This is a genomic window from Paenibacillus sp. MDV22-iso6, from assembly GCF_058408365.1.
This window is the reverse complement of the sequence record NZ_JBZVDZ010000003.1, coordinates 1-22,005: the sequence shown is the minus strand read 5'-3', so window position 1 is coordinate 22,005 and position 22,005 is coordinate 1. Positions and strand designations below refer to the sequence as shown.

The 22,005-nt window shown below is 46.4% G+C and carries 19 protein-coding genes; 8 read left to right on the top strand and 11 right to left on the bottom strand.

What is annotated here, in order from left to right; all coding sequences use genetic code 11:
• Positions 1 to 153: 153 nt before the first annotated feature.
• Positions 154 to 1,068 (bottom strand): AraC family transcriptional regulator, encoded by a 915-nt coding sequence (locus AC4PM4_RS09415; RefSeq protein WP_491613442.1) that lies wholly within the window; start codon positions 1,066 to 1,068, stop codon positions 154 to 156.
• A 119-nt stretch (positions 1,069 to 1,187) separates the two neighbouring features.
• On the opposite strand from AC4PM4_RS09415, the gene AC4PM4_RS09410 reads away from it, so the two are divergent.
• Positions 1,188 to 2,525 (top strand): glycoside hydrolase family 30 protein, encoded by a 1,338-nt coding sequence (locus AC4PM4_RS09410; RefSeq protein WP_491613441.1) that lies wholly within the window; start codon positions 1,188 to 1,190, stop codon positions 2,523 to 2,525.
• A 120-nt stretch (positions 2,526 to 2,645) separates the two neighbouring features.
• Here the strand turns inward: AC4PM4_RS09410 and AC4PM4_RS09405 are convergent, their stop codons facing one another.
• On the bottom strand, positions 2,646 to 3,608 hold the full coding sequence (locus AC4PM4_RS09405; RefSeq protein ID WP_491613439.1) for an endo-1,4-beta-xylanase: 963 nt from the start codon (positions 3,606 to 3,608) through the stop codon (positions 2,646 to 2,648).
• Between the two features lie 319 nt (positions 3,609 to 3,927).
• Here AC4PM4_RS09405 and AC4PM4_RS09400 point away from each other — a divergent pair, with 319 nt between their 5' ends.
• Positions 3,928 to 5,118 carry an MFS transporter gene (locus AC4PM4_RS09400; protein ID WP_491613438.1) on the top strand — a complete coding sequence of 397 codons (1,191 nt, stop codon included), beginning with the start codon at positions 3,928 to 3,930 and terminating at the stop codon, positions 5,116 to 5,118.
• A 16-nt stretch (positions 5,119 to 5,134) separates the two neighbouring features.
• Here AC4PM4_RS09400 and AC4PM4_RS09395 read toward each other — a convergent pair whose 3' ends face one another.
• The gene (locus AC4PM4_RS09395) at positions 5,135 to 6,790 is read right to left on the bottom strand and encodes a helix-turn-helix domain-containing protein (RefSeq protein WP_064641581.1); all 1,656 of its coding nucleotides are present in this window, start codon (positions 6,788 to 6,790) and stop codon (positions 5,135 to 5,137) included.
• A gap of 165 nt (positions 6,791 to 6,955) precedes the next feature.
• Here AC4PM4_RS09395 and AC4PM4_RS09390 point away from each other — a divergent pair, with 165 nt between their 5' ends.
• From AC4PM4_RS09390 to AC4PM4_RS09380, 3 genes are all read left to right on the top strand, one after another.
• On the top strand, positions 6,956 to 7,930 hold the full coding sequence (locus AC4PM4_RS09390; protein WP_090952511.1) for an ABC transporter substrate-binding protein: 975 nt from the start codon (positions 6,956 to 6,958) through the stop codon (positions 7,928 to 7,930).
• Positions 7,931 to 7,964: 34 nt separating this feature from the next.
• Positions 7,965 to 9,008 (top strand): NAD(P)/FAD-dependent oxidoreductase, encoded by a 1,044-nt coding sequence (locus tag AC4PM4_RS09385; RefSeq protein ID WP_491613437.1) that lies wholly within the window; start codon positions 7,965 to 7,967, stop codon positions 9,006 to 9,008.
• A gap of 179 nt (positions 9,009 to 9,187) precedes the next feature.
• Positions 9,188 to 11,473, top strand: a complete 2,286-nt coding sequence (locus tag AC4PM4_RS09380) for a 5'-nucleotidase C-terminal domain-containing protein (RefSeq protein ID WP_491613436.1) — start codon at positions 9,188 to 9,190, stop codon at positions 11,471 to 11,473.
• Between the two features lie 118 nt (positions 11,474 to 11,591).
• On the opposite strand, the gene AC4PM4_RS09375 is transcribed toward AC4PM4_RS09380, so the two are convergent.
• From AC4PM4_RS09375 to AC4PM4_RS09365, 3 genes are all read right to left on the bottom strand, one after another.
• Positions 11,592 to 12,278, bottom strand: a complete 687-nt coding sequence (locus tag AC4PM4_RS09375; RefSeq protein WP_491613435.1) for a hypothetical protein — start codon at positions 12,276 to 12,278, stop codon at positions 11,592 to 11,594.
• Between the two features lie 36 nt (positions 12,279 to 12,314).
• Positions 12,315 to 13,253, bottom strand: coding sequence for a macrolide 2'-phosphotransferase (locus AC4PM4_RS09370; protein ID WP_491613433.1), 939 nt, complete (start codon positions 13,251 to 13,253; stop codon positions 12,315 to 12,317).
• Positions 13,254 to 13,378: 125 nt separating this feature from the next.
• Positions 13,379 to 13,519, bottom strand: coding sequence for a hypothetical protein (locus tag AC4PM4_RS09365; RefSeq protein ID WP_157258564.1), 141 nt, complete (start codon positions 13,517 to 13,519; stop codon positions 13,379 to 13,381).
• A 426-nt stretch (positions 13,520 to 13,945) separates the two neighbouring features.
• On the opposite strand from AC4PM4_RS09365, the gene AC4PM4_RS09360 reads away from it, so the two are divergent.
• A complete protein-coding gene (locus AC4PM4_RS09360) occupies positions 13,946 to 15,391 on the top strand; it encodes a DEAD/DEAH box helicase (protein WP_491613432.1) in 1,446 nt (481 codons plus the stop codon).
• A 287-nt stretch (positions 15,392 to 15,678) separates the two neighbouring features.
• Positions 15,679 to 17,496 (top strand): AbfB domain-containing protein, encoded by a 1,818-nt coding sequence (locus AC4PM4_RS09355; protein WP_491613681.1) that lies wholly within the window; start codon positions 15,679 to 15,681, stop codon positions 17,494 to 17,496.
• 244 nt (positions 17,497 to 17,740) lie between these two features.
• Here the strand turns inward: AC4PM4_RS09355 and AC4PM4_RS09350 are convergent, their stop codons facing one another.
• From AC4PM4_RS09350 to AC4PM4_RS09330, 5 genes are all read right to left on the bottom strand, one after another.
• Entirely contained in the window at positions 17,741 to 18,325 is a 585-nt protein-coding gene (locus tag AC4PM4_RS09350) for a hypothetical protein (protein ID WP_491613431.1), read from the bottom strand.
• Positions 18,326 to 18,346: 21 nt separating this feature from the next.
• Positions 18,347 to 18,904: a class I SAM-dependent methyltransferase gene (locus AC4PM4_RS09345; RefSeq protein ID WP_491613430.1), complete on the bottom strand. Its 558-nt coding sequence runs from the start codon at positions 18,902 to 18,904 to the stop codon at positions 18,347 to 18,349.
• A 245-nt stretch (positions 18,905 to 19,149) separates the two neighbouring features.
• A complete protein-coding gene (locus AC4PM4_RS09340; RefSeq protein ID WP_090809320.1) occupies positions 19,150 to 19,695 on the bottom strand; it encodes a GNAT family N-acetyltransferase in 546 nt (181 codons plus the stop codon).
• A gap of 160 nt (positions 19,696 to 19,855) precedes the next feature.
• Positions 19,856 to 20,122, bottom strand: a complete 267-nt coding sequence (locus AC4PM4_RS09335; RefSeq protein WP_063565824.1) for a CD3324 family protein — start codon at positions 20,120 to 20,122, stop codon at positions 19,856 to 19,858.
• Between the two features lie 259 nt (positions 20,123 to 20,381).
• The gene (locus AC4PM4_RS09330) at positions 20,382 to 21,281 is read right to left on the bottom strand and encodes a helix-turn-helix transcriptional regulator (protein ID WP_491613429.1); all 900 of its coding nucleotides are present in this window, start codon (positions 21,279 to 21,281) and stop codon (positions 20,382 to 20,384) included.
• Positions 21,282 to 21,355: 74 nt separating this feature from the next.
• Here AC4PM4_RS09330 and AC4PM4_RS09325 point away from each other — a divergent pair, with 74 nt between their 5' ends.
• Positions 21,356 to 21,889 (top strand): dihydrofolate reductase family protein, encoded by a 534-nt coding sequence (locus AC4PM4_RS09325; RefSeq protein ID WP_491613428.1) that lies wholly within the window; start codon positions 21,356 to 21,358, stop codon positions 21,887 to 21,889.
• Positions 21,890 to 22,005 lie beyond the last annotated feature (116 nt).

Genomic DNA, 22,005 nt, shown 5'->3' with positions numbered 1-22,005 from the left:
CACCGCGCACTTATCTCAACTTATCTTAATGCACAATTCAATTCATATGCCCTCCATGTAGATTGTTACATGCACAGCGAAGTCCCCGTCTGAACATCAGTGGGGATTTTTGATGAGCATTAAACTAGATACGATCACGCGGAAAGCGATTATTTAATCGAAAAAACGGATGCTGCCCATGGTCTGCCTGTATTCACTGGGACTCATACCAGTCCATCGCCTGAACTGCCGACTGAAGTGCGCAAGACTGGAATATCCGAGCATGGTGGCAACGCGAGTGAGGTTAAGATCAGGCTGGTGTATTAGCTGCTTAGCCTCGTGAAGCTTCAGTTCGGACAAATATCTGCGCGGAGAGATGCCGTATACTTTCTGAAACGTCTCCAGTGCATATCCAGGGCTGATTTGAAGCGAGGCCGCAATCTCTTCAATCCGAATCTCCTTATCTCCCAGCCCTTCCCGCTGGATATTCCCGGTATTGAAGCGGCTTTTGATTGCCTCGGCAATCAGTGTTGCATAGTGCGCCACAGTAGGCGATACGGCTTCTTGGGAACGGGAGGAGCTTTGCTCTGCCAATATCGCCAAAATCTCCAGCAAACCAGCCTGCATACGGAACAGATCTGATGTTGTATATTCTTCTTTGTGCTGAAGCAGATCCACCCATTTCATCATGACTTCCGTTAATCGCTGATTATCCTCGCCGCCACATGGGAACAACATCTGCACATGTCTACTCATCTCCTGGCGAAACAGAACCTCATCTACATTGAAATGGGCAATAAAGTAGGTCAGCCCCTGCTCCTGATTACATTCATTGGTATGTTTACATCCAGGCGGGATAAGCAATATATCTCCTGCTAGGAGATCATAACGGATGTTCTCCAGTATCGTCGTCTGCGATCCTTCCAGAATCAGTATCAATTCAAAGGCCAAATGCGATTCCAGCGGCACTTGCCAGCCTCGCTTTACCTTCTGCATGTGAGCACCAAACAGCTTGACGTTCCAGTCCGTCGCAGGCAGCCATCGGCTCTCCGGAGATAGATAAGAACGGTATGGTTCAGGAATGATCATGCATTTCACCACCTTGGATTAGGGCAAATTTTACGCGGTTCAGCGTATCTTCTTTTGCAATGGGACTTGATATACTGACTGTACATCATACCTAAGATTCATGCGAGGAGGAAATTCCAATGTCCCTGACATTACATGGTTATTCCACTACACCAGATCATGCATGGAAAGAGATCTCTTATACATCTACAAATGAAAACGCTAACTTAAAGCTCACAGGTGAACAGCATCAGCTTGTAGAAGGATTTGGCGGTTGTTTTAATGAGCTTGGTTATATTGCCCTGTCCCACTTGAATGAGGAGCAGCGTCATGACGTATTTCATTCCCTCTTCCACCCGGAAGGTGAACATAAATTCAACATCTGTCGCCTGCCCATTGGCGCGAGTGATTATGCAGAGCAATGGTACAGTCACAATGAGGTGGACGGCGATGTGACCATGGAACATTTTTCGATCGAACGTGATTTCAAATATCTGATTCCATACATCAAAGAGGCCCTGAGCTATAATCCGAATCTGCAATTCTTCGCCTCGCCGTGGAGCCCGCCCACCTGGATGAAATCACCGAAAGCCTATAACTATGGAACGCTGCGCTGGGAGAAGGATATCCTGGAAGCTTATGCGCTGTATTTCGTCAAATTCGTACAGGCGTACAAGGACGCTGGCATTACCATCCATCAGGTCCATGTACAAAACGAAGTCATCGCGGATCAGAAATTCCCTTCCTGCATGTGGACAGGTGAGCAGCTACGTGAGTTTATCGCCGATTACCTGGGCCCTGCTTTTGAACAGCATGGTCTGGACACGGAAATCTGGCTGGGAACGATCAACGCACCTGATCCGTGGGAAGAATTGATCAAGAAGAAAACCAATGATTTTGATGAATATGCCGGACTGGTACTTAGTGATCCCAAAGCGTACGCCTATATCAAGGGAGTTGGTTATCAGTGGGCAGGCAAAAATGCCATCCAACGTACAGCCGCGAGCTACCCGGAGCTTCGTTACATGCAGACCGAAAATGAGTGCGGTGATGGCAACAACTCTTGGAACTACGCCAAGTATGTATTTAATCTGTACCAGCACTATTTCAGCAATGGAGTGAATGCGTATATTTATTGGAACATGGTTCTGGAGCCGAAAGGCCGCAGCACATGGGGGTGGGAGCAAAACTCCATGATTACGGTAGACCCGGATGCCAAAGGAATCATTCGGAATCCCGAGTATTATGTGATGAAGCATTTTGCTCATGATGTCGTGCCTGGTGCACGAAGAGTAGGACTGTCTGGAGCCTGGAGTGGCAAAGCCGTGGCCTTCCGCAACCCTGACAATAGTCTCGTCATTGTCATCAACAATCCGTTCAAGGACAGCCGTGACCTGCATCTGGCATATGAAGGGCAGACACTCTGGTTCGAGCTGGAGGCTGATTCCTTCAACAGTATTATTATTTCCCAATCCTAATACCCATTCAAACCACGAAATAGCGTCATGTCCCCCTACTTGATGTGGGGGATATGACGCTATATTCTTGTGCAAAGTTATGGAAAGGAATGACTCTGTAAATGATTTTGCCTACCTCGTTTAAGGATTGTTCGCAAGATAATTTCTCAGCCATTGCAGTGCTGGACGCTCTGTACCATTGGTATTCACCAAATGGGAACCGCTCACCCAAGTCTGACCTTGATTAAAGCCCCACAACGTCACACCTCTAACGGCCGAATGCTGCCAGAGGACAGGGAATTTCTGCTGGTAGCGCTGCAGCTGTGTGTTATCATCGCCGGTTATATCCAGTTCGGATACATAGATCGGCAATCCGGTTGCGGCCAGTTTGTTCAATACGGTATTCATTGTGCTGACAGAAACGTTATCCATATTAAAGTAATGGCACTGGATGCCGATGCCATCAATCAGGCCTCTGCTCTTCAAGATGTTGATGATCTGAACGTATTGATCAGCTGCATTCGGATCGCCAATAATCCCATATTCGTTCAGCAGGAGTTTGGCGTTCGGGAAAGCTTGTCTTGCTTGCTCAAAAGACCAAATAACCCAGTCCCACCCTGTCGCTCCATCCCCGCCTATGGCGTTACGATAGGAAGGTTTGGCATGTAATGGTTCGTTAACTACATCGACAAACGCGGATTTGGAATATCTCTGACCTGCTGCCTTGATCCACTGGATTACTTCAGCTTTCTGATCTGCAGCGGAAAGTCCACTAATCCAACCTGGCTCCTGACTTCCCCAGACAAGCGTGTGAAACTTGAACGGAAATCCATTGTTGTTGGCATAATTGTAGGCAATATCTGCCTGAGACCAGTTCATATTATTACGCGTGGCTTCGACTGCTCCCCATTTTGTTGAATTCTCCGGCGTTACCTGATTCCAATAGGGACTGAAATTGGAGGGAACACTGCTTGCAATGATATTGCCCAAAAACTTGCTACCTTTGGCCAAACCTGCACTCACACTGCCAACCGCGACTGAGGTAGCGAGCACACCAACCAATGCCAGTGAACCTACAGTCTTAAACCATTTGGACTTGAACATGATCTTCCTCCTTTGAATTTTAGTATTCGACTCATTGGTAAGCGCTTACAAATTTCATTTTACTGGATATATTTGTAATTATCCATGTAGAAAGTATAGCTTGTCCCTCAAAAAGTATAGATGTTGGGCACTAACATGATGACTTAACTAAATGACTTACACTTTATTATATTTACAAATCTATAAATATAGATATAATGTAATTCTGAGAACTTATTATATCGGCCATATATTTTTATATAGGTGAGGAGGCATTTTTTTAGTTTAATATATCTATTTTTCTATATATATAAATATATTTGGAGGTCTAGACTTTAACATGAAATCGAAATCACAACAGGTTAATCCGTTACTCATCCTCATTCTGGCGCTCGGTGTATTCGCCATCATTACTACAGAAGTCGGCATTATCGGAGTACTGCCCCTGATCACGCAGAAATTCAACATCACCGCTGCACAGGCCGGATGGCTGGTAAGTATTTTCGCTCTCGTCGTTGCTGTGTCTGGCCCTTTCCTGACTTTGCTCGTATCTGGTATCAATCGTAAAACCATTTTGTTAACTGCCGTGCTATTGTTCGCCATTTCCAACGTAGTATATGCCTACACAACCCGATTCGACATGATGCTAATCTTTCGGATTATCCCGGCCATTTTCCATCCAGTCTTCTTCTCCGTTGCTCTCGTCACGGGTGCCAAGCTGGTCCCACCGGAAAAAAGCAGTCAGGCCGTTGCCAAAGTCTTTACCGGAATCACTGCCGGCTTTGCATTTGGCGTGCCCCTAACTTCCTATCTTGCGGAACGATTCTCGTTGGAGGCTGCGTTTTGGTTCGGAGCGGTTGTCAGTATCATTGCTTTCATCGGTATATGGATATGGTTGCCCTCGATGCCTGTGCAAGAGAAGATGTCTTATGGCAAACAGATCGGCATTTTGCGGAAACCTGCGCTGTGGCTAAATATTGCTACTGTCATTTTTATTTTTGCAGCGATGTTCTCCGTATACAGTTATTTCGCCGAATACCTTGGGCAAATCACCCGTATGGGCGGTTCATGGATTAGTGTGATGCTCTTGGCCTTTGGTGTTATTATGATCGCCGGAAATTTGGTATTTGGACAGCTTCTGCATCGGAATATTCCGAGGACCGTTCTCCTCTTCCCGGTGCTATACATGGCGGCTTATTTACTCGTTTTCTATGCAGGTACCTACTTCATTCCGATGATTATCATGGTGTTCGTCTGGGGTGCGATTCACTCTGGCGGTCTGATTGTCAGCCAAACTTGGCTTACGACGGAATCTCAGGAAGCGCCGGAATTCGGAAACAGCCTCTTTGTCTCTTTCTCTAATCTGGGGATTACTCTCGGTACCTCCATTGGCGGCTGGTTCATTGCCCAACTCGGCATCCATCAGGTCATCTGGAGCGGAATCATCTTTGGTTTGCTTGCTTTGGTATCCATCGTTGTCAAAATAAAATTTTTCACCTCTCGTAGCGGTAATTCAATTGAGACGGTATAAGAGTTAAGTGATCCGATCAGGAATGGAGCATTTTACGTTCAAGTATTAACTTCATCTGGGCATCCAGTTGGTAAGGCATAGATATGGGATCGGTAACTGCGAATTCCGTATACTCCGTCATATACACCTGGTTTTGCCTCACTGCAGGCATTTCCTGCCACCAGATGCTGCTCGACATATGTTGATACCGCTCCGAATCCAGTACCGTCAGGAACAAGTGGTCTCCTACATAGGATGCAACTTGCTCCTCTGAGATCATGAGATAAGCCTGACGGTCAATTAATTCCTTCTGTATACGTTCAGGTGCCTGGAGTCCAAGGCCATCATACAGATTGTAGGCTCCTCTGCACCAGTAATTCCCGAACACATAGATTGAGTCATCGCGTATTTCCATCACAGAGAACGTATCCGTACTCTGAATCATACCTTTCAACCGCGATCTCAGGCGCTGTGCCTTGCGCTCATATTGCTTCATTACCTTCTCCGCTTCAAACCCCTTACCAAAGACCTCACCAAGTTTCTGTAACAATACGAATGGCTTGTCGTCGTTCTGTGAAAAAATATATGTCGGCGCTATTGGCGACAACGTATCGTACTCCTCCTGATTTCCAACCAGAATCATCTCTGGCTGCAAATAGGAAATTTCCTGCGGGTCCAGCGGTACGCTGTTGACCTTATGGAAACTCGTACTCAACTTGCTTAGGTAATGCTCATTGGCTAGATTTTTGGCAACCGCTGCTGGGCGGATCCCAAGGGCAAGCAGATGACCGAGGCAACTCATCACACAGATGTTAGATGAACTTTTTCGATGGTTAAGAATGAACTGGCCCGGTGAGATTCCTTCCATCTGTTTAAATCGACGATTGAAATAGTATTCATCCCGATATCCCACCATAGCGGCCACCTCCTTCATACGCTCCCCGCGTAATAGCAGTTGTTTGGCATGTTCCATCCGCAGAGTTGTCATATAATCCGACAGATTCGTTCCTGTCAGCTGCCTGAACCAATGGGTAAACCTCCGCTTGCTAATCCTGGCCTGATCTGCCAACTCATCCACGGTAATTTCCTCGTTGTAGCGGCCTTTTAGCTGCGTAATGATCTCGGATATGTTCGCTCTTGTATGCTCACTGGAGACTTCTCCTTCGTGCTCAGGGGTATCTTTCAGTACCATGCTCATCAATCTCTGAAACTGGGTGTGAATGCCGACTCGTTGTTTGCGATCCTGCGCCATACGGCGGTTTTCAATGGCCCGGATTCGCTGCACTATGGATCGAAATCCGGCCGTATCCGTTTCGCGGGTCTCTATAAGGGAAGGGGACATTTGGCGCTCAGGATCATGCAATGTAAATGCGATTAACCACACGGATAACAACGCCTCTTCATTCATCCGAATCTCTACAGTGTGTCCCGCATTGATGACCAGGGGCACCCCATATTGCAGTTCATTTATCTTACCATCGCAAATGAGCAGACCTTCCCCCTCCTCGACCACAATCATGAGGTCGGTGGTTAGCGTTTGTCGTGGAATGCCATCTTTATGCGATAGATGTTGTAGAGCCAACCCGTGAAGTTCGTAATAAATGTCGGGAACAACGTACCGGGTTTTGAGATGAGTCAGATCCACAGCTAGCTCTCCTTTTTTCTGATAACCATTATCAATTAGAGTCATCATAACCCAACTCTTCCTTGGTTATCAATGACCGAAACTTGCCCACAACCAGCCTATTAATGCAAAAAAAACGTCCTATTATTCCATTGAATGCACCCTTGAACCGCATTACACTTGGTTTATTGATAATGATTATCAGTAAATGTTTAACCATACAGGGGGATATTCATGATACACAAAATGTCGAGATTCACCACGTTGCTCACCTTATGTTTGATTGTATTGGTTGCAACAGCTTGCGGTAAAACAGCCGATACAACAAGTAATACAGCACAGACCACCAGCCAAACTGAGGAAAAAGGAACCCAAATGGCGACCGATGCCTATGGTAACCAGGTGGAGATTCCCATAGCGCCCAAACGTATCGTATACACAGACAACACCGTTGGGGATCTATTAATTTTTGGTATCAAGCCTGTAGGTGTGGTACAGCAAGGTCTGCAATACGCGACGTATAAAGACGAACTGAAAGATGTTGCAGATATCGGCTGGCCGCCAAGTCCGGAGAAGATTGTGGAACTTCAGCCCGATCTGATTATTACATCAACTCCCGACCAAAAGCAGAATGAGACGCTCTCCAAGATCGCTCCGGTTATCCTGACCAATGAATGGGACCCTATGCCTGATCGGATCAAGCGACTGGGCGAGTGGCTCGGCAACAAGCAACTACCTGAAGAATTTCTCGCACGTCATGAAGCTGAGATTGTGAAGATGTGGACCGCACTGCAGCAGGATGGCACCATTCAGAAGGACGAGACGGCATCCGTATTTCAATACATGATTGGCCAGAAAAGATTGAGTGTGTACACGACCAGTTACCTGACCGGTTTTGTCTATAACAAGGATGGATTCAAGCCAACCACAGCGATTCAGAAAATGATTGATAACCCGGATGACTATGGCTATGCCGATATTTCCAGCGAACAGCTGCCCGAAATTGCCGGAGACCGAATTTTCATTGTGTATTACAGTGACGAAGAATTGAAGGAAGTTGAGAACATGACCAAGGGTCCCGTATGGAGCCAACTACCCGCTATCAAAGCCGGTAAAGTATATTTCGTGAATGGTGGGCTAGGTATATCAACAGATCCGCTGGCGAGGGAAGAACTGATCAAACAGCTCCCTGTGATGCTCAAAAAATAAAGGGTTTCTGCCCAACGAATCATGGAGGTTAGCGATGAAAGATTCACTTGAACGATATGATGTGACCATCATCGGCGGAGGACCCGCCGGGTTATACACGGCTTTTTATAGCGGAATGAGAGAACTGAAGACCAAGGTCATAGAAGCACAGGATGAATTGGGCGGAAGAGTCCTGACCTATCCTGAGAAAATGATATGGGATGTTGGGGCCATGCCCCCAATTCGTGGGGAACAACTCATTGCCCAGTTGATTGGACAAGCCCACACATTTGATCCGACGATTGTGCTCGGCCAGCGGATTGTCGGCATGGAGCGTCAGGAAGATGGAACCATCCTGCTCACCGCTGATCACGGTCAGCAACATCTGACCAGGACCGTTATTCTGGCCATTGGCTATGGCGAGCGCCAGAACGTCAAGCTTGAGATTGAAGGAGCAGATCGCTTCGAGGTGACCAACCTGCACTACACGGTTCAGGAGTTAGAACGATTCCGGGATCAGCGGGTACTAATTTCGGGCGGAGGAGATTCCGCTGTGGACTGGGCCAATGAGTTGCAGTCCATTGCCAGCAGCGTAACGATCGTTCATCGCCGGGATCATTTTGGCGGTCTGGAGCGAAGTGTTACGATGATGAAGAACTCCTCCGTCCAGGTTCGGACACCCTATACCATTGAAGCGCTCCACAGCAGCGACGGGACACAAATTGATCGTGTATCCCTCCTCCATACTGAGACGTCAGAGCGAGAGCAGTTGGAGGTTGATGCGGTCATCGTTAATCACGGCATGAAGTGCAACTATGGTTCCATTCGCGATTGGGGTCTGGATCTCGGTGAGTGGAACCTGGAGGTGGGAGCCGAGATGACGACCAACGTTCCCGGTGTATTCGCTGCAGGCGATTTTGTAGCCTATGATAGCAAAGTTGAATTGCTGGCAGGCACTTTTACCAGCGGTATTCTCGCACTAAACAGTGCCAAGCGATATATACAACCAGATGCTTCACTAATGGCCTATGTATCTTCACACAATGAGCTGTTCAAAGAGAAAAACCGGGCTTTGGGTATGGTTGAGGAAGAAGTTTAAACATATAAAAGAAACGTGTAGTGACTGCTCCGATCATTCCTTGTGGTGTTTCCATGGAATGATCGGAGTAGTCTCTTTTATTTGTCATTTTGTGGTTTACATTCACCATTTGTTAATCTAGTATTAAATCCAATTACAGATATCTTTACATAACACTAGATAACAAGGGAGATTACAACATGCGCAAATTTTCGCCAAAACGTTACGCCGGATGGCCCTTATCATTCCTCTTATGTGCCTCCATCCTCTTCGCACCTTTTGCCTCCACTCCGGCTCAGGCTGCTGAAGCAGACAAGGAAACCAAGATTACGTTGCTGGGAACATCGGATATTCATGGCCGATTTATGCCGTGGGACTATGCCCTGGACGGTCCAAATCCAACAGGCAGCATGACGCAGTTGTACACAATTGTAAAAAAAGTACGTGCTGAGAATCCGAATACGATTCTGTTGGACGCAGGCGATATGATTCAGGACAATTCTGCTGAACTGTTCAACGATCAACCTCAATCTCCCATGATGGTCGCAATGAACGAAATGAAATATGACGCATGGGTTATGGGAAATCATGAATTTAACTTTGGATTGGACGTATTAGAGAAGATTTCCTCACAGTTCAAGGGACAACCCTTGGTAGGTAACATTTTCAAAGAAAACGGCGACCGCTACATGCCTGCTTATACGATTATTGAGAAAGATGGTATCAAGGTTGGTGTCATCGGAATGAACACACCTATGATTACGGAGTTCGAGAAAGGTACGGATCACCTGAATGGCATCATTGTCAAAGATCCTGTAGAAGAGACCAAGAAGGCCATCGCTGAGCTAAAAGGCAAAGTGGATGTCATGGTTGGACTCATGCATATGGGACTGGATAACGAGAACGGGAACCCGGGCACCGGGGTCACGGATATCGCCAATGCCAACCCGGAGCTGGCTGCCATTTTTGCCGGACACATGCATACCCTGATTGAATCCCAAACGGTTAACGGCGTATTGATCTCCGAGCCGAACAAATATGGTTCACATATTTCACGGATTGACCTCACGTTTGCCAAAGAAGGCGACAAGGTTGTACTGAAAAGCAAGGAAGCACAAGCACTCGCTGTAAAAGCAGCTGATGGCTCTTATGAAGTGTCCGATCCCGGACTGGAAGATACACTGCATCCGTTCCATGAGTTCGCTCGTGCCGATGCCAACATTGAAGTAGCTGAACTAAAAGGAACCAACCTGGTGCCAGCAGATGAAATCAAAGGTATTCCTGCTGTGCAGATTCAGGAGACACCACTCTCAGACTTCTTCACTGAAGTCATGATGCATTACAGCGATGCCGATGTTGTTGCACATCAGATCGATAACGATAAGGCCAAGTTGGATGTCGGACCGATCAAGAAAAAGGATATCGCGTTCAACTACCAATATACCTTTGGTGAAGTAACGGTATATGAAGTGACCGGACGTGATCTGAAGGATTACATGGAATGGTCTGCGGGTTATTTTAACTCCACACGTCCTGGTGATGTGACGATCAGTTTTGATCCGAAACGACGTGCTTCCAAATACAGCACCGACGATTTCTTCGGCGGAGTGACGTATGAGATTGACCTGACCAAGCCTTACGGCAGTCGGATTACGAACCTAAAATACAGTAATGGCAAAGTGGTTAAAGAAGACGGTACGCTCAAGCTCGGCATGAATGCCTACCGGATGGAAGCCCTGATTGCCAAAGGTGGGGCACTGGAAGGACGTAAGTTCAAGCAATTATGGTCCTCCAAGGATGCTTCAGCATTTGGCGAGATTCAAGGTACGATCCGTAATCTGTCCATTGCTTATCTCAAAGACGTGATGAAGGGCGTTTACGAACCGAAAATCCAGCACAACTGGAAAATCACTGGTGCGGACCTGACAGCACCTGCACGTGCAGATATCGTAGAACTGATTAATGCTGGCATCATGTCTGTTCCTACAACAGAAGATGGCAAGTATACCAATATTGCGTCCATTAACATTTTGGATACGGTGACTCAAGAAGAAATGACCACACTTGCCTCCAAAGCGAACGTAAGTATCGCGAAATTCTCTGGCGTGAAAACCAAAGGTGAGTTCTATCAAGAGCTGAATAAAGCTCGTAAGGCGTCCACTGGCAGTGGTGAGGAAGAGACTACTACACCTGAGAAGCCGACGACACCAACAGTACCGAAACCAGACACATCGAAACCTGGAAAACCATCGACATCACCAGGTACAAGTAAACCAGGTACAGTCGTTAAAGGTAAACAAGCCAAGGTTACTGCGGCCTACCTGAACATGCGCTCCAGCGCTTCATCCAAAGCCAAAGTAGTTACTGCCGTACCGAAAGGCACCGTCCTTGAAGTAATCAGTACAGATAAGTATGGCTGGGTCAAAGTGAAACTGGATGGACGCGTAGCTTATGTCTACGGAAAATACGTAACTATGCTGAAATAGACTTCCAATTGACGACTTTAGGTAATTAATCTATTCATAAGAAAGACCTCCTCCACAATGCATGTGGAAGAGGTCTTTTACTTTTTTTAGATTTTAGAGCCGTATGTTACGTGTTCACTTACTCCAGCGCTAAGCTTCGCACCCTTTTCACAAACTGCTCCAGCCTGATTCCATTCGTTTGTTTGGTGAATTCAAGCGCCTCGTTGGAGAACCCCTCATAGGCAGAAAGGACATAATCCCCATTGACGATATAGTACATACCATAACGAGAGAAGAAATAACCTCCATGTTGCTCGGACCCTACTCCCTTATTGATCGCTGTAACTATTCTCTGACCAGGCATAAGTTTAGGCTCGAGCGCCGCAAACGCTGCGTTATAGAACAGAAATGTCTCCTTGGCTACATCTCCTCCTACAATCACTTCGTGCACCTTTACTTTGTAAGAGACGAACTCAGCTTCGTAGGGAGTCATTCCCGTATTCTCCTGCTTTTCTGCCATTTTGCGTTCAGGTGTATCTGATTCAGTGGTCAACACCATACTGAGATTCGGCAGAACGCTCACAACCTCTGCCACAACAACTGCATCTGAGAAGTCCGTGATCTCTCTAAAGGTCACTTTTTTCATCCATGGAGTCACGAGAGACTGTGGCGATAATGGGTAGTCCTCCCTTAGTTCCTGTAACCGTTCTTGGGAGAGAACATCTAATTCAATATCATCCGAGTTAGAAAAAGGGGCCGAGCAACCCAATAGACCGACTGTTAACGTGATTGCAAACAACCAACACATTACACGAAGTTGTGTCACGCATCCTTCTCCTCCCTAGCGTTTTCTCACCTTATATTAATCCCTCTTGACATCCCAGCTTGCAAGCATGCCTCTCGCCATTTCCATATTGGATTCTTCCCCAGTGATTAACGCAAACTGTGCCACAATTGCCGGGTATGCCGCCCACTGTTCTCGAATATGCTCCAACATCCGAGGCCACACCCTTCCCCCTGCCTTCTCATAGCGATTGAGCAAATCCCGCAAGCCTTCCTCTTCGAAGAGTGCATAATAGATAACAAAATCCTTGCCGGGATCGGCAATCTCCGCCTCAGTCCAATCAATAAGTCCAGTAACACGCTGGGCATCGTCGACGATAATGTGCGGCGGATGCAGATCACCGTGGTTGAACGTGGAGTGCTCAGGCCAATAGCTGTCCGTTGTCAGCCAAGCTTCCCAACGCTTGGCCAGTTGATCTGGCACCTCAAAGCTTTGTTTAATCCCCTCAATATTGGCTGCAAAAGCTTTACGAGCTTCTGTAGGCGTCTTGCTGCGCACTCCGCCCTTTACCGCCTCATCAGGATCAATGTTGTGCAATGCGGCAAGGGTAGCAGCGAGCGAATCGAAGAAATCATCGGATAAGCTTTCCTGTGGAAATCGCCATGCGTACCCTCCCCCTGCCGGATCGACGACCGCAATCGGTTCTCCATCAAGTAAAGGATAAGCGATCAGTTCCGGCGTACAAATCCGCCACTCCGGTACCTCTACCGGAAGATGGCTTTTTACAACCTCCAGCACCTTGCGCTCATTTTCAGCCCGCTCCCATACATCCTCACGCCGTGGCTGGCGCAGTATCCACTGTTGTCCCTGTCCATCGGTGGCAAACGCTACCCGAAAGTCCATACCTGACTCGTTAATTTTCATGGATTCCTCAGCAATATGAAGCCCGTTCTGTGCAGCTAAAGATTTTAGTTCCTTTTGAAATTCAAACTGCTCATTCACGTTCGATTTTGTCATTTCAGGATTTCCCCTTTACCTCAATAAAATAAAAAAACACAGACATCCATGCCTGTGCAGTTCATTTCGGATATTGGGTGTACCTGAATGCTCGCAGAAAAATAGTAGTACACTAAAGAACCACTCTAAACGAGTGTTTCTTTAATGACTAGCGGCATACGTGTAAATAGGCAAACCGATCCCGATGAGCTGCACACAGGCAGAAACACAGCAAGCGCAAACAAACGTTTCGCCATACTATCTCCATCGGATAAAATTTGCCACACGTATCCCTCCGTTCCGTAAGTTACCCATATGTTAACATATTCCATTTTTTGATTCCAGCTTAAATGGTGGTTTTTTGTTATTTTTTCAGCGATGTGTAGGAACTTTGTTGACTCAGAAACCGTAACTGTCCCTTTGGATGGAGCCTTCTTCCGAGGAATCCTACAGCCCCGAACGTGCCGTAGAATTATGGGACTGGAGTTCAGAAAGAGTTGGTTTGCATCATACGATTTAAACATCATTGTGAATTACTCCGTTAACCCACCTGCATATAGAGTATAATGAAGAGGTATACGATAAATGTACGGTGCAATGCTTGTATATAAGCATATTGCATAATTCGATTCCAAACGCTCCCGTGTACAAGTCGCTTTAAGGAATTATGCAATATGCTCTTGTATTCAAAACTAACGTAAAAGAGGTTAACGATGAGTAAGCAACAATTTAAAGATTATGGACTTGGCGAAGAAATCGTAAAAGCGCTGGATAGCCTGGGTTATGAAACCCCAACGGAGGTTCAAACCAAAGTTATTCCAGTAGCCCTTGAAAATAAAGATCTTGTGGTCAAATCCCAAACAGGCAGCGGGAAAACAGCCGCCTACGGCATTCCAGTCTGTGAGCTGGTAGATTGGAACGAAAATAAACCGCAGGCTTTGATTCTCACGCCAACCCGCGAGCTGGCTTTGCAAGTGAACGAAGACATTACCAATATCGGACGCTTTAAGCGTATTAAAGCAGCCGCATTATACGGTCAGTCCCCTTTTCATGTTCAGAAAGCCGAGTTAAAACAAAGAACACATGTCGCTGTAGGTACACCTGGACGGGTATTGGACCATATCGAACGTGGCACCCTGCCACTGGATCGGATCTCATACCTTGTCATTGACGAAGCCGATGAGATGCTGAATATGGGCTTCATCGAGACGGTACAATCCATTATTCAAGCACTGCCTAGTGAGCGAGTGACGATGTTATTTTCTGCGACGTTCCCTGAAGATGTAGCCAAGCTGTCGCGCAAATACATGAACAATCCGGTCGAGATTGAGATCAAGGCAAGTGGTCTTACCACAGCCACGATTGAACATGCAGTCATTCACGTGCCAGAGGTGAACAAAACGGCGCTGCTTCAGGACCTGTTTATTGTTGAAAATCCAGATAGCTGTATCGTGTTCTGTCGTACGCAGGAGAACGTGGATAAACTGTTCCGTGTCATGGCTGACCTCGATTATCCAGCCGATCGTATCCACGGAGGCATGGAACAAGATGAGCGCATCGAAGTAATGAATGCATTCAGAAGAGGACAATTCCGTTATCTGATTGCAACGGATGTTGCCGCACGCGGGATTGATATCACGAATATTACCCATGTCATCAACTACGATATTCCTTTGGAAAAAGAAGGCTATGTGCACCGTACAGGTCGTACGGGTCGCGCTGGTAAAACAGGTAAAGCCTTTACCTTGGTTACCCCGAAGGATGGCAGACGTCTGGCAGAGATCGAATCGTATATCGGATTTGCCATTCCTGTCGTGAAAGCTCCTTCCGAGGAAGCTGTTGACCGTCGTCGGGAAGAGTTCGAGAAGCGTTTGAAGATCGTGCCTGAACGCAAAAAGGACAAGCGTGAACAGTTGAACCAACAGATCATGAAGTTGAACTTCAACGGAGGTAAGAAAAAGAAACTCCGTGCGGTAGACTTTGTAGGCACCATCGCCAAGCTTGAAGGCGTCACTGCAGACGACATCGGGATCATTACGATTCTGGATAATGTGACGGATGTAGAGATCCTGAACGGCAAAGGCCCACTCGTACTGGAGCTCATGCAGAATACAACGATTAAGAAGATGCAGCTCAAGGTTCGCAAAGGTCATAAATAGATTTTGAACCCGTTTAAATAGAGTGTTATTCCAAAAGGGATCGTAGCTTATTTTATAAGTCTACGATCCCTTTTTTATATATTGAATGAGGTAAATGACTCGCTATCGCCGCTATATTCAGGATAAAGTTCCATTTGTTCATCAGGGTACACATTGTTCACTTGTACAAGATTCCATTTTTATTACACTAAATATGTAAACGCTTCACAAAGGACCGATATTAGGAGGTGTACGTAATGGGCAACAGGAAAGCAGTCTGGTTTCTGGTCTTCGCGCTCACGCTAACCATGTTTGGTGTTCTTCCAGAACGGACCAGCGCGGCAAGCGTGACCATCACCAACGGTTCCGATTGGCTGGATACCGCAGGCAACCCCATTCAGGCCAATAGCGGAAACATTCTGAAAGTCGGCAGCACGTATTATTGGTACGGAGAGCATGCGGTCAGCGGTAAGTTTGACAGCGTTAATGTCTATACTTCAACCGATCTGAAGAACTGGACGTTCAGCAATGCCATACTGACCAAGGATTCGGCCACCGAGCTAGCCTCCAGCAAAATTGAACGTCCCAAAGTCATCTACAATGCCTCCACGAAACAGTATGTGCTATGGGCGCATTATGAGAACGGCACGGACTACAATTTGGGGCGGGTCGCGGTAGCAACCAGCAGCACACCAAACGGTAAATTCACGTATGAGGGAAGTTTTCGGCCTTTGGATTACGAGTCACGCGACATGACTGTTTTCGTAGATACAGACGGTACAGGCTATCTGATCACAGCTTCCCGCAAGAATGGCGGGGCCAATGATACCATGGCTATTTTCAAAATGAACGCCAGCTATACCGGTGTGGAATCCTTTGTGGGTTGGCAATTCGATAATGCCTACCGTGAAGCTCCTGCCGTTGTGAAAAAGGGCAATCGATACTACCTCTTCACCTCCCAGGCTGCTGGCTGGTATCCAAACCAGGGCGCGTATGCAACCGCATCGTCCATGACAGGCACGTGGTCCGCTCTTACACCTTATGGCAATCCATCGGCCTTCGGCTCCCAGATCCATGATATTGCCACCATTACAGGCAGCAACACCACATCTTATATTTATATGGGCGACCGCTGGAATCCACTCAATCTTGGTGAACATAAACATATCTGGCTTCCTTTAACCTTGAACGATTCAAATGGAACCGCCTCACTGGAATGGTACAAAGAGTGGAATATCGATGCTGTAACAGGCACGGTAACGCCACCTTCTCTTGTTAATCACGCCCAAGGCAAAACAGCTACCGCCATCTCCACAGCCTCTGGCTCAACTGCATCCAATGTTAATGACGGCAACTATCAGACTTCTTGGGCAGCATCGTCCAGTACTTGGCCAGCTTGGTGGCAGGTCGATTTCGGTGCACCGAAGACCATCACAGAGATCGATATCTCCTGGTTTATGTATAAAGGATCGGAAGGTTATTATAAATACAAAATTGAGATCAGCAACGATGGCGTCAACTACTCCACGCTGGATCGAACCAGCAATACCACCTATGGGTTTACGACCGACGCTGTTCATTTTACCGCCCGGTATGTACGTATCAATATGGTCAACGCTGTCCTATGGAACAATCCGGGTAACTGGTACACCCCAACCCTGCATGAGGTCAAAATGTTAGGCCCAGCAACACCTGATGCGACGAATTACAGCCGTTTCAGCTCCTTCAATTATCCGGATCGGTACATCCGTCATTCCAACTTAACTGCACGGATCGACACCAACGTCTCACCTGTACTGGATTCCCAGTTCCGCGTCGTACCCGGCTTGGCCAGCTCTACAGGCATCTCACTTGAGTCTATCAACTTTCCTGGCTACTTCCTGAAGCGCAACGCCAGCAACAAAATCGTACTTGAGGCATACACGGATACCGCCACCTATAAAGGAGATGCCACATTCCTGAGCAGCCCCGGCTGGGCTGACAGCTCCAAAGTATCCCTCCAGTCGTATAGCCAGCCCGGATATTACATCCGACATTACGACTACGTATTGCAGCTGGATGCCATCAATGCTTCCAGCAGCACAACGGTGAAGGGTGACGCCACGTTTGGGCGAACCGATTTTTAGTTTAGCGATCGGAGATGAGAATGAGCATCCACATCTCGAAAAAAGGCCGCTTCTTCAGAACTCATACTGAAGACGTGGCCTCTTTTGCTTTATAAAATTTATGATTGGTGTGTACCTAATTGAAGGGGCGTATCTAGGTAAAGTATTCCTTAACACTCAGGGGGCAGAGCCTGATGCCGATTCTCGAGGAAATATGCAATGGGGAGTACTCAACGCACAGGACTCACAGACTCTAAATGAATTATTATAGCTTATTGACGATATCCAAGATTTCTTTCATATTGTATGTGTCGTCCTGAATACGCCATTCTCCTTGTTCTTGTAAAAAGGTAATCTCCCCTTCTAACGGAATGGTCTTCGTTTCTACTCCATCATAATTCGTGAATACCAAATTTAGCGTGTACTCCACGAGCATCCAATCATTTTTACTTTCTTTCATCTTTGCCTTTATATCTTCAGCATGCAGTGACGCATCTTCTTTGTCTGCCACCTGAAAAGGCAAACCCATACTGTTTCTTTCAAGATTCCGTTCAGTCAGGAAGGGCTTCAAAATCTCTTTTTTGGCTAGCACCTTTTCTACGGTTAATAATTCTTCACCCTTCGTGTTATCGACTGCAAACTCCGCCTTTTTATAATCCAAGGTCATTTCAAGAGCCTGCTGTTCTTCCTGGGCCGATGCCTTTTGGTTCGTCAATATACTCAACTGACTCGTTGAAGATGGAGCTGGCTCTTGAATACTTTCGGGTTTTGGGGACTCGTTACACCCCATCATTACGACAGACATCAGAGTAACTGTTCCGATGATATAATTTAATTTACGCAAAATCATCCTCCATCCTGTGCATTCTTGTTATTGACTACAGCTGAATACATAAGCAGGCGGCAGGTTACGGTACACCCTTGTCATGCTTACGTTTTCGAAAAATTGCTTGAGTAATCCCCGTTTAAGTAACGTGTACTGAAAAGTAATGAACTTGCCATCTTGTTTCAAATATTGCCTTGATTTAGCTAAAATGTCCAGTGATATCTCCGCAGGCAGACTCGCAAAAGGCAGTCCGGATACAATGTAATCAACCTTATCCAGTCCATATTGTCGTATGTGCTGATCGACATGCACGGCAGAATCGTGAATGATGTGTACATTTGGAAGATGACCGTACTTTTTGCGAAGTAACTGGCAGAAGCGGGCATTGTTTTCAATCAGGATCAGAACCGTCCCTGGCTGCATGTTCGCAAGCAGCATTTCCGTAAATACCCCCGTGCCTGGCCCATACTCCACAATGCATGATGCACGGTCAAATGCGATGTCTTTCACCATTTTTGCTCCTAGATATTTTGAGCTGGGGGCAATTGCTCCAATCCATCGGGGACCCTGGATGTATTGCTTCAAAAAGGATAACCATTCCATGCTGTCCGACCCCCTAAGTTGATTTCTGAGATCCGTATAGAATTCATATCTGAAGAAGCAGTCGATGAAACTAAGAAGAATAATGAAGATTTGCGACCTTGGCATGCTATATCATATTCCGGAAGGACAAACCTTGCGAATGCTGCCGGTTAAATGCGTAGAAATATCCACAAACAAAAAAAGAGCCTACCGGATTACTCCTTAGGCCCTTAAATATAATCAAAATAAAATATCTAAAATAACGATTAACGGTTTGAAAATCTGAATATCAACTTTTCTCCATCATGCGTTTGGTCCTGAAGCTCCTTATAATTGCCCTGGGTATAGTTCGATACAGTCTTTCGCCAAAAGTGTTGACCTACTTTATTTTTCTCCGAAGGATTCGTGAACAACTCCCATCGGCCCCGATATCTCTGGAATACCTCTTTTGCAGCGTGCTCTGCGATCCCCACACCTCTGAATGGCTGCATTAGAAAGAATTCATGTACAAAGAAATCCGTGTCTGCTGAACAATGAGGCGCAGTAGCCACAAATACAAAACCTGCTGGTACACCATCTACTCTAATCAAAAATGCATAGAGGACGTTCGGTTTTTCCCACCATATGTTCTGGACATCATATTGATCTTGCAACGTTTTGTAATCATCACCCATTTCAAATATCCCATGTTGATTCGGAGTGTGTTCTGCTTTCAGCCCATAATGTCCGGATAAATCATGAAGGTAGAGAGGATACATGTTTTTGATGATATATGCCTCATTGTTATGCGCTAACTGTAAGTCAATTTTCATTTTGGCTCCCCCCCACAGCTGACGTAATGTTTTGTTAGTAACCGTTCTATATTCTCATTGTATGGGTCTTCTTTCGCACAATATAGGCAGCAAACCATTTAAACTAATCCCTGCACAAAAAGCCACATTCGATTTCTCGAGTGCAGCTCTAATCCTTTAATCACTTTTTGGAATATACAATTTTCTTGATACTATCGATGGACAAACAAAATTGTTCTGTGAGTTGGTCGATGGACATGCCCGCAGCAAAGAGCTGGCGGATCTCATCGTTCCTTTGCTTCAAAATCATCCGGCTGCCCGAATTCTCGCCCCACTTTTGATGGGTTTCCTTGGGTTTGGGGATGTACACCATTCCACCAGGGATATGACGCTGGATCTCCTTTAGCAATGATTCCGGAAAGATCGTGTCTGCGTTAATATATTTCATATTTGCTCCGCTCCTTAAAAGTTAAGATCTTTAAGGCAGCAGAGTCAACCGATGAACACTTGTTATACGCATTATAGTGGTGTGGCGGAAATAGATTTCAAGCTCTATACAAACAACCGCCGTTGTTCATCGCATGGACTCTGCATAGAGCGGATCGTGAAACTTCTTATGAATTGAATCATGGTAGCCCCCCATTCTAAGTTACTTTCATGGTACTCTTATATGTTCCATATGAGAACACCATATCCTTTTACAACATTCAATACTGATTCAAACTCCGTTCCAGCATCTCTCTCACTTGTTGTTGCAGCTCCAGAGGCTCAATTACCTTCACTTCAGGCCCATAGGAGAGCAGCTTCCGCGCTGTAAAAGGAAACTCCTCAGGCGGAACAAGCCCACGCCATTCATTACCTTCAACCGACTTGAACAGTACATCTGATCCTGCCAGTCTCGCCCCAAACTCCGTGAATTGCAGCACGACTTCTACGCTTTCTCTGTTTTCCTTATAATTTATCCACTCTTGCAAAGTAGGAACCGACTCGTCGATGGAATCCAGCATAACCAACTCCTGCATGCGATCCACCCGATACAACAGCACCCGATCCTTCCTCCGGGCTGGCATATACCAATACCAGTGATCGTAATAGATGCCGATGGGGAAGACCTGTACTTTTTTATGTCCCTGCCGGGAATGATATATAAATTCAATCTCTCTTTGATCTACTGCCGCGCCTAATATCTCTGTTGTTACTGCCTCGACCTGTACAGCATGATGTTGAAGGAACGTAATGTGCTGCCTCATCCGTGTAATCAGATCCTGTACATCCTGAGGCAAAGTTGAATAATATTCCTCGGCCAGATGCTCACGAATCGATCCATACGGAAAATCCGGGACGTTCTCCAAATATTCAATCATCATAAACAACCCCAAAGCCTCATGCTGTGTAAGTTGAAGAGGTGGCAAAATCCGATTAGGAAGCACTCGGTAACCCCCGTTCACTCCGACCTCCGTATACAAAGGAAAGCCCAACTCCTGCAGATCATTCAGATCTCGCTGGATCGTACGAATCGACACCTGAAAACGCTCCGCCAATTCACGAGCCGTAAATTTCTTTCTCGAATCCATGAGTCGCATCAATGCGAGTTTTCGATTATTCATGTTCACCCCACCTAACTACGTCAACATTTGTCATAGATGGAGTGTATCATACATTTCAGAAGGGAGCGATTGATATGTCTAACAATAAAGTTGTGTTATATATTGCGATGAGTCTGGATGGATACATTGCAAGACCGGATGGTTCGGTGGATTGGCTGTTCGATGTGGAAGGCGATGGCGCCGATAACGGGTATGGCGAGTTCTATTCAACGATTGGATCGGTGGTTATGGGACGTCTTACGTATGAAGAGGTGCTCAAGCTGTCAGAGGATTTCCCCTATGCGGATCGCCCGACGTATGTACTTTCCCGTTCCAAACAAGCCCCTGCACCACATGTACAATTTACGGACGAGGCTGTGGAGAACCTGATTCCCCGATTGAAGCAAGACTCCAGCGGTGACATTTGGATTGTTGGCGGAGGCCAGCTGGTGCAATCCGTTCTGGAACAACAACTGCTCGATGAGGTTGAGATTGCCATTATTCCAAAAATCCTTGGCCAAGGAATCCCCCTATTTCCAACAGGGACGGTACCAACCCATTTCAAAATGATTCATACACAGACGCTGGGGCAGATTATTTCGATCCGCTATCAGGTACAAGGGAATTAATCGTAGTATAAACATCTCCACCCGATGTATAAGGTGTACCAAAAGAAGAGCCAGGCCTCTCTGAAGTGACCCCTTAAAGTTAGACAAATATTTTTATGCAACCTGTATGGCATGAA

Coding starts and splice junctions, on each gene's coding strand:
- AC4PM4_RS09415 (WP_491613442.1), bottom strand. CDS start 1,068: ATGATCATTCCTGAACCATACCGTTCTTATCTATCTCCGGAGAGCCGA.
- AC4PM4_RS09410 (WP_491613441.1), top strand. CDS start 1,188: ATGTCCCTGACATTACATGGTTATTCCACTACACCAGATCATGCATGG.
- AC4PM4_RS09405 (WP_491613439.1), bottom strand. CDS start 3,608: ATGTTCAAGTCCAAATGGTTTAAGACTGTAGGTTCACTGGCATTGGTT.
- AC4PM4_RS09400 (WP_491613438.1), top strand. CDS start 3,928: ATGAAATCGAAATCACAACAGGTTAATCCGTTACTCATCCTCATTCTG.
- AC4PM4_RS09395 (WP_064641581.1), bottom strand. CDS start 6,790: ATGATGACTCTAATTGATAATGGTTATCAGAAAAAAGGAGAGCTAGCT.
- AC4PM4_RS09390 (WP_090952511.1), top strand. CDS start 6,956: ATGATACACAAAATGTCGAGATTCACCACGTTGCTCACCTTATGTTTG.
- AC4PM4_RS09385 (WP_491613437.1), top strand. CDS start 7,965: ATGAAAGATTCACTTGAACGATATGATGTGACCATCATCGGCGGAGGA.
- AC4PM4_RS09380 (WP_491613436.1), top strand. CDS start 9,188: ATGCGCAAATTTTCGCCAAAACGTTACGCCGGATGGCCCTTATCATTC.
- AC4PM4_RS09370 (WP_491613433.1), bottom strand. CDS start 13,253: ATGACAAAATCGAACGTGAATGAGCAGTTTGAATTTCAAAAGGAACTA.
- AC4PM4_RS09360 (WP_491613432.1), top strand. CDS start 13,946: ATGAGTAAGCAACAATTTAAAGATTATGGACTTGGCGAAGAAATCGTA.
- AC4PM4_RS09355 (WP_491613681.1), top strand. CDS start 15,679: ATGTTTGGTGTTCTTCCAGAACGGACCAGCGCGGCAAGCGTGACCATC.
- AC4PM4_RS09350 (WP_491613431.1), bottom strand. CDS start 18,325: ATGATTTTGCGTAAATTAAATTATATCATCGGAACAGTTACTCTGATG.
- AC4PM4_RS09345 (WP_491613430.1), bottom strand. CDS start 18,904: ATGGAATGGTTATCCTTTTTGAAGCAATACATCCAGGGTCCCCGATGG.
- AC4PM4_RS09340 (WP_090809320.1), bottom strand. CDS start 19,695: ATGAAAATTGACTTACAGTTAGCGCATAACAATGAGGCATATATCATC.
- AC4PM4_RS09335 (WP_063565824.1), bottom strand. CDS start 20,122: ATGAAATATATTAACGCAGACACGATCTTTCCGGAATCATTGCTAAAG.
- AC4PM4_RS09330 (WP_491613429.1), bottom strand. CDS start 21,281: ATGAATAATCGAAAACTCGCATTGATGCGACTCATGGATTCGAGAAAG.
- AC4PM4_RS09325 (WP_491613428.1), top strand. CDS start 21,356: ATGTCTAACAATAAAGTTGTGTTATATATTGCGATGAGTCTGGATGGA.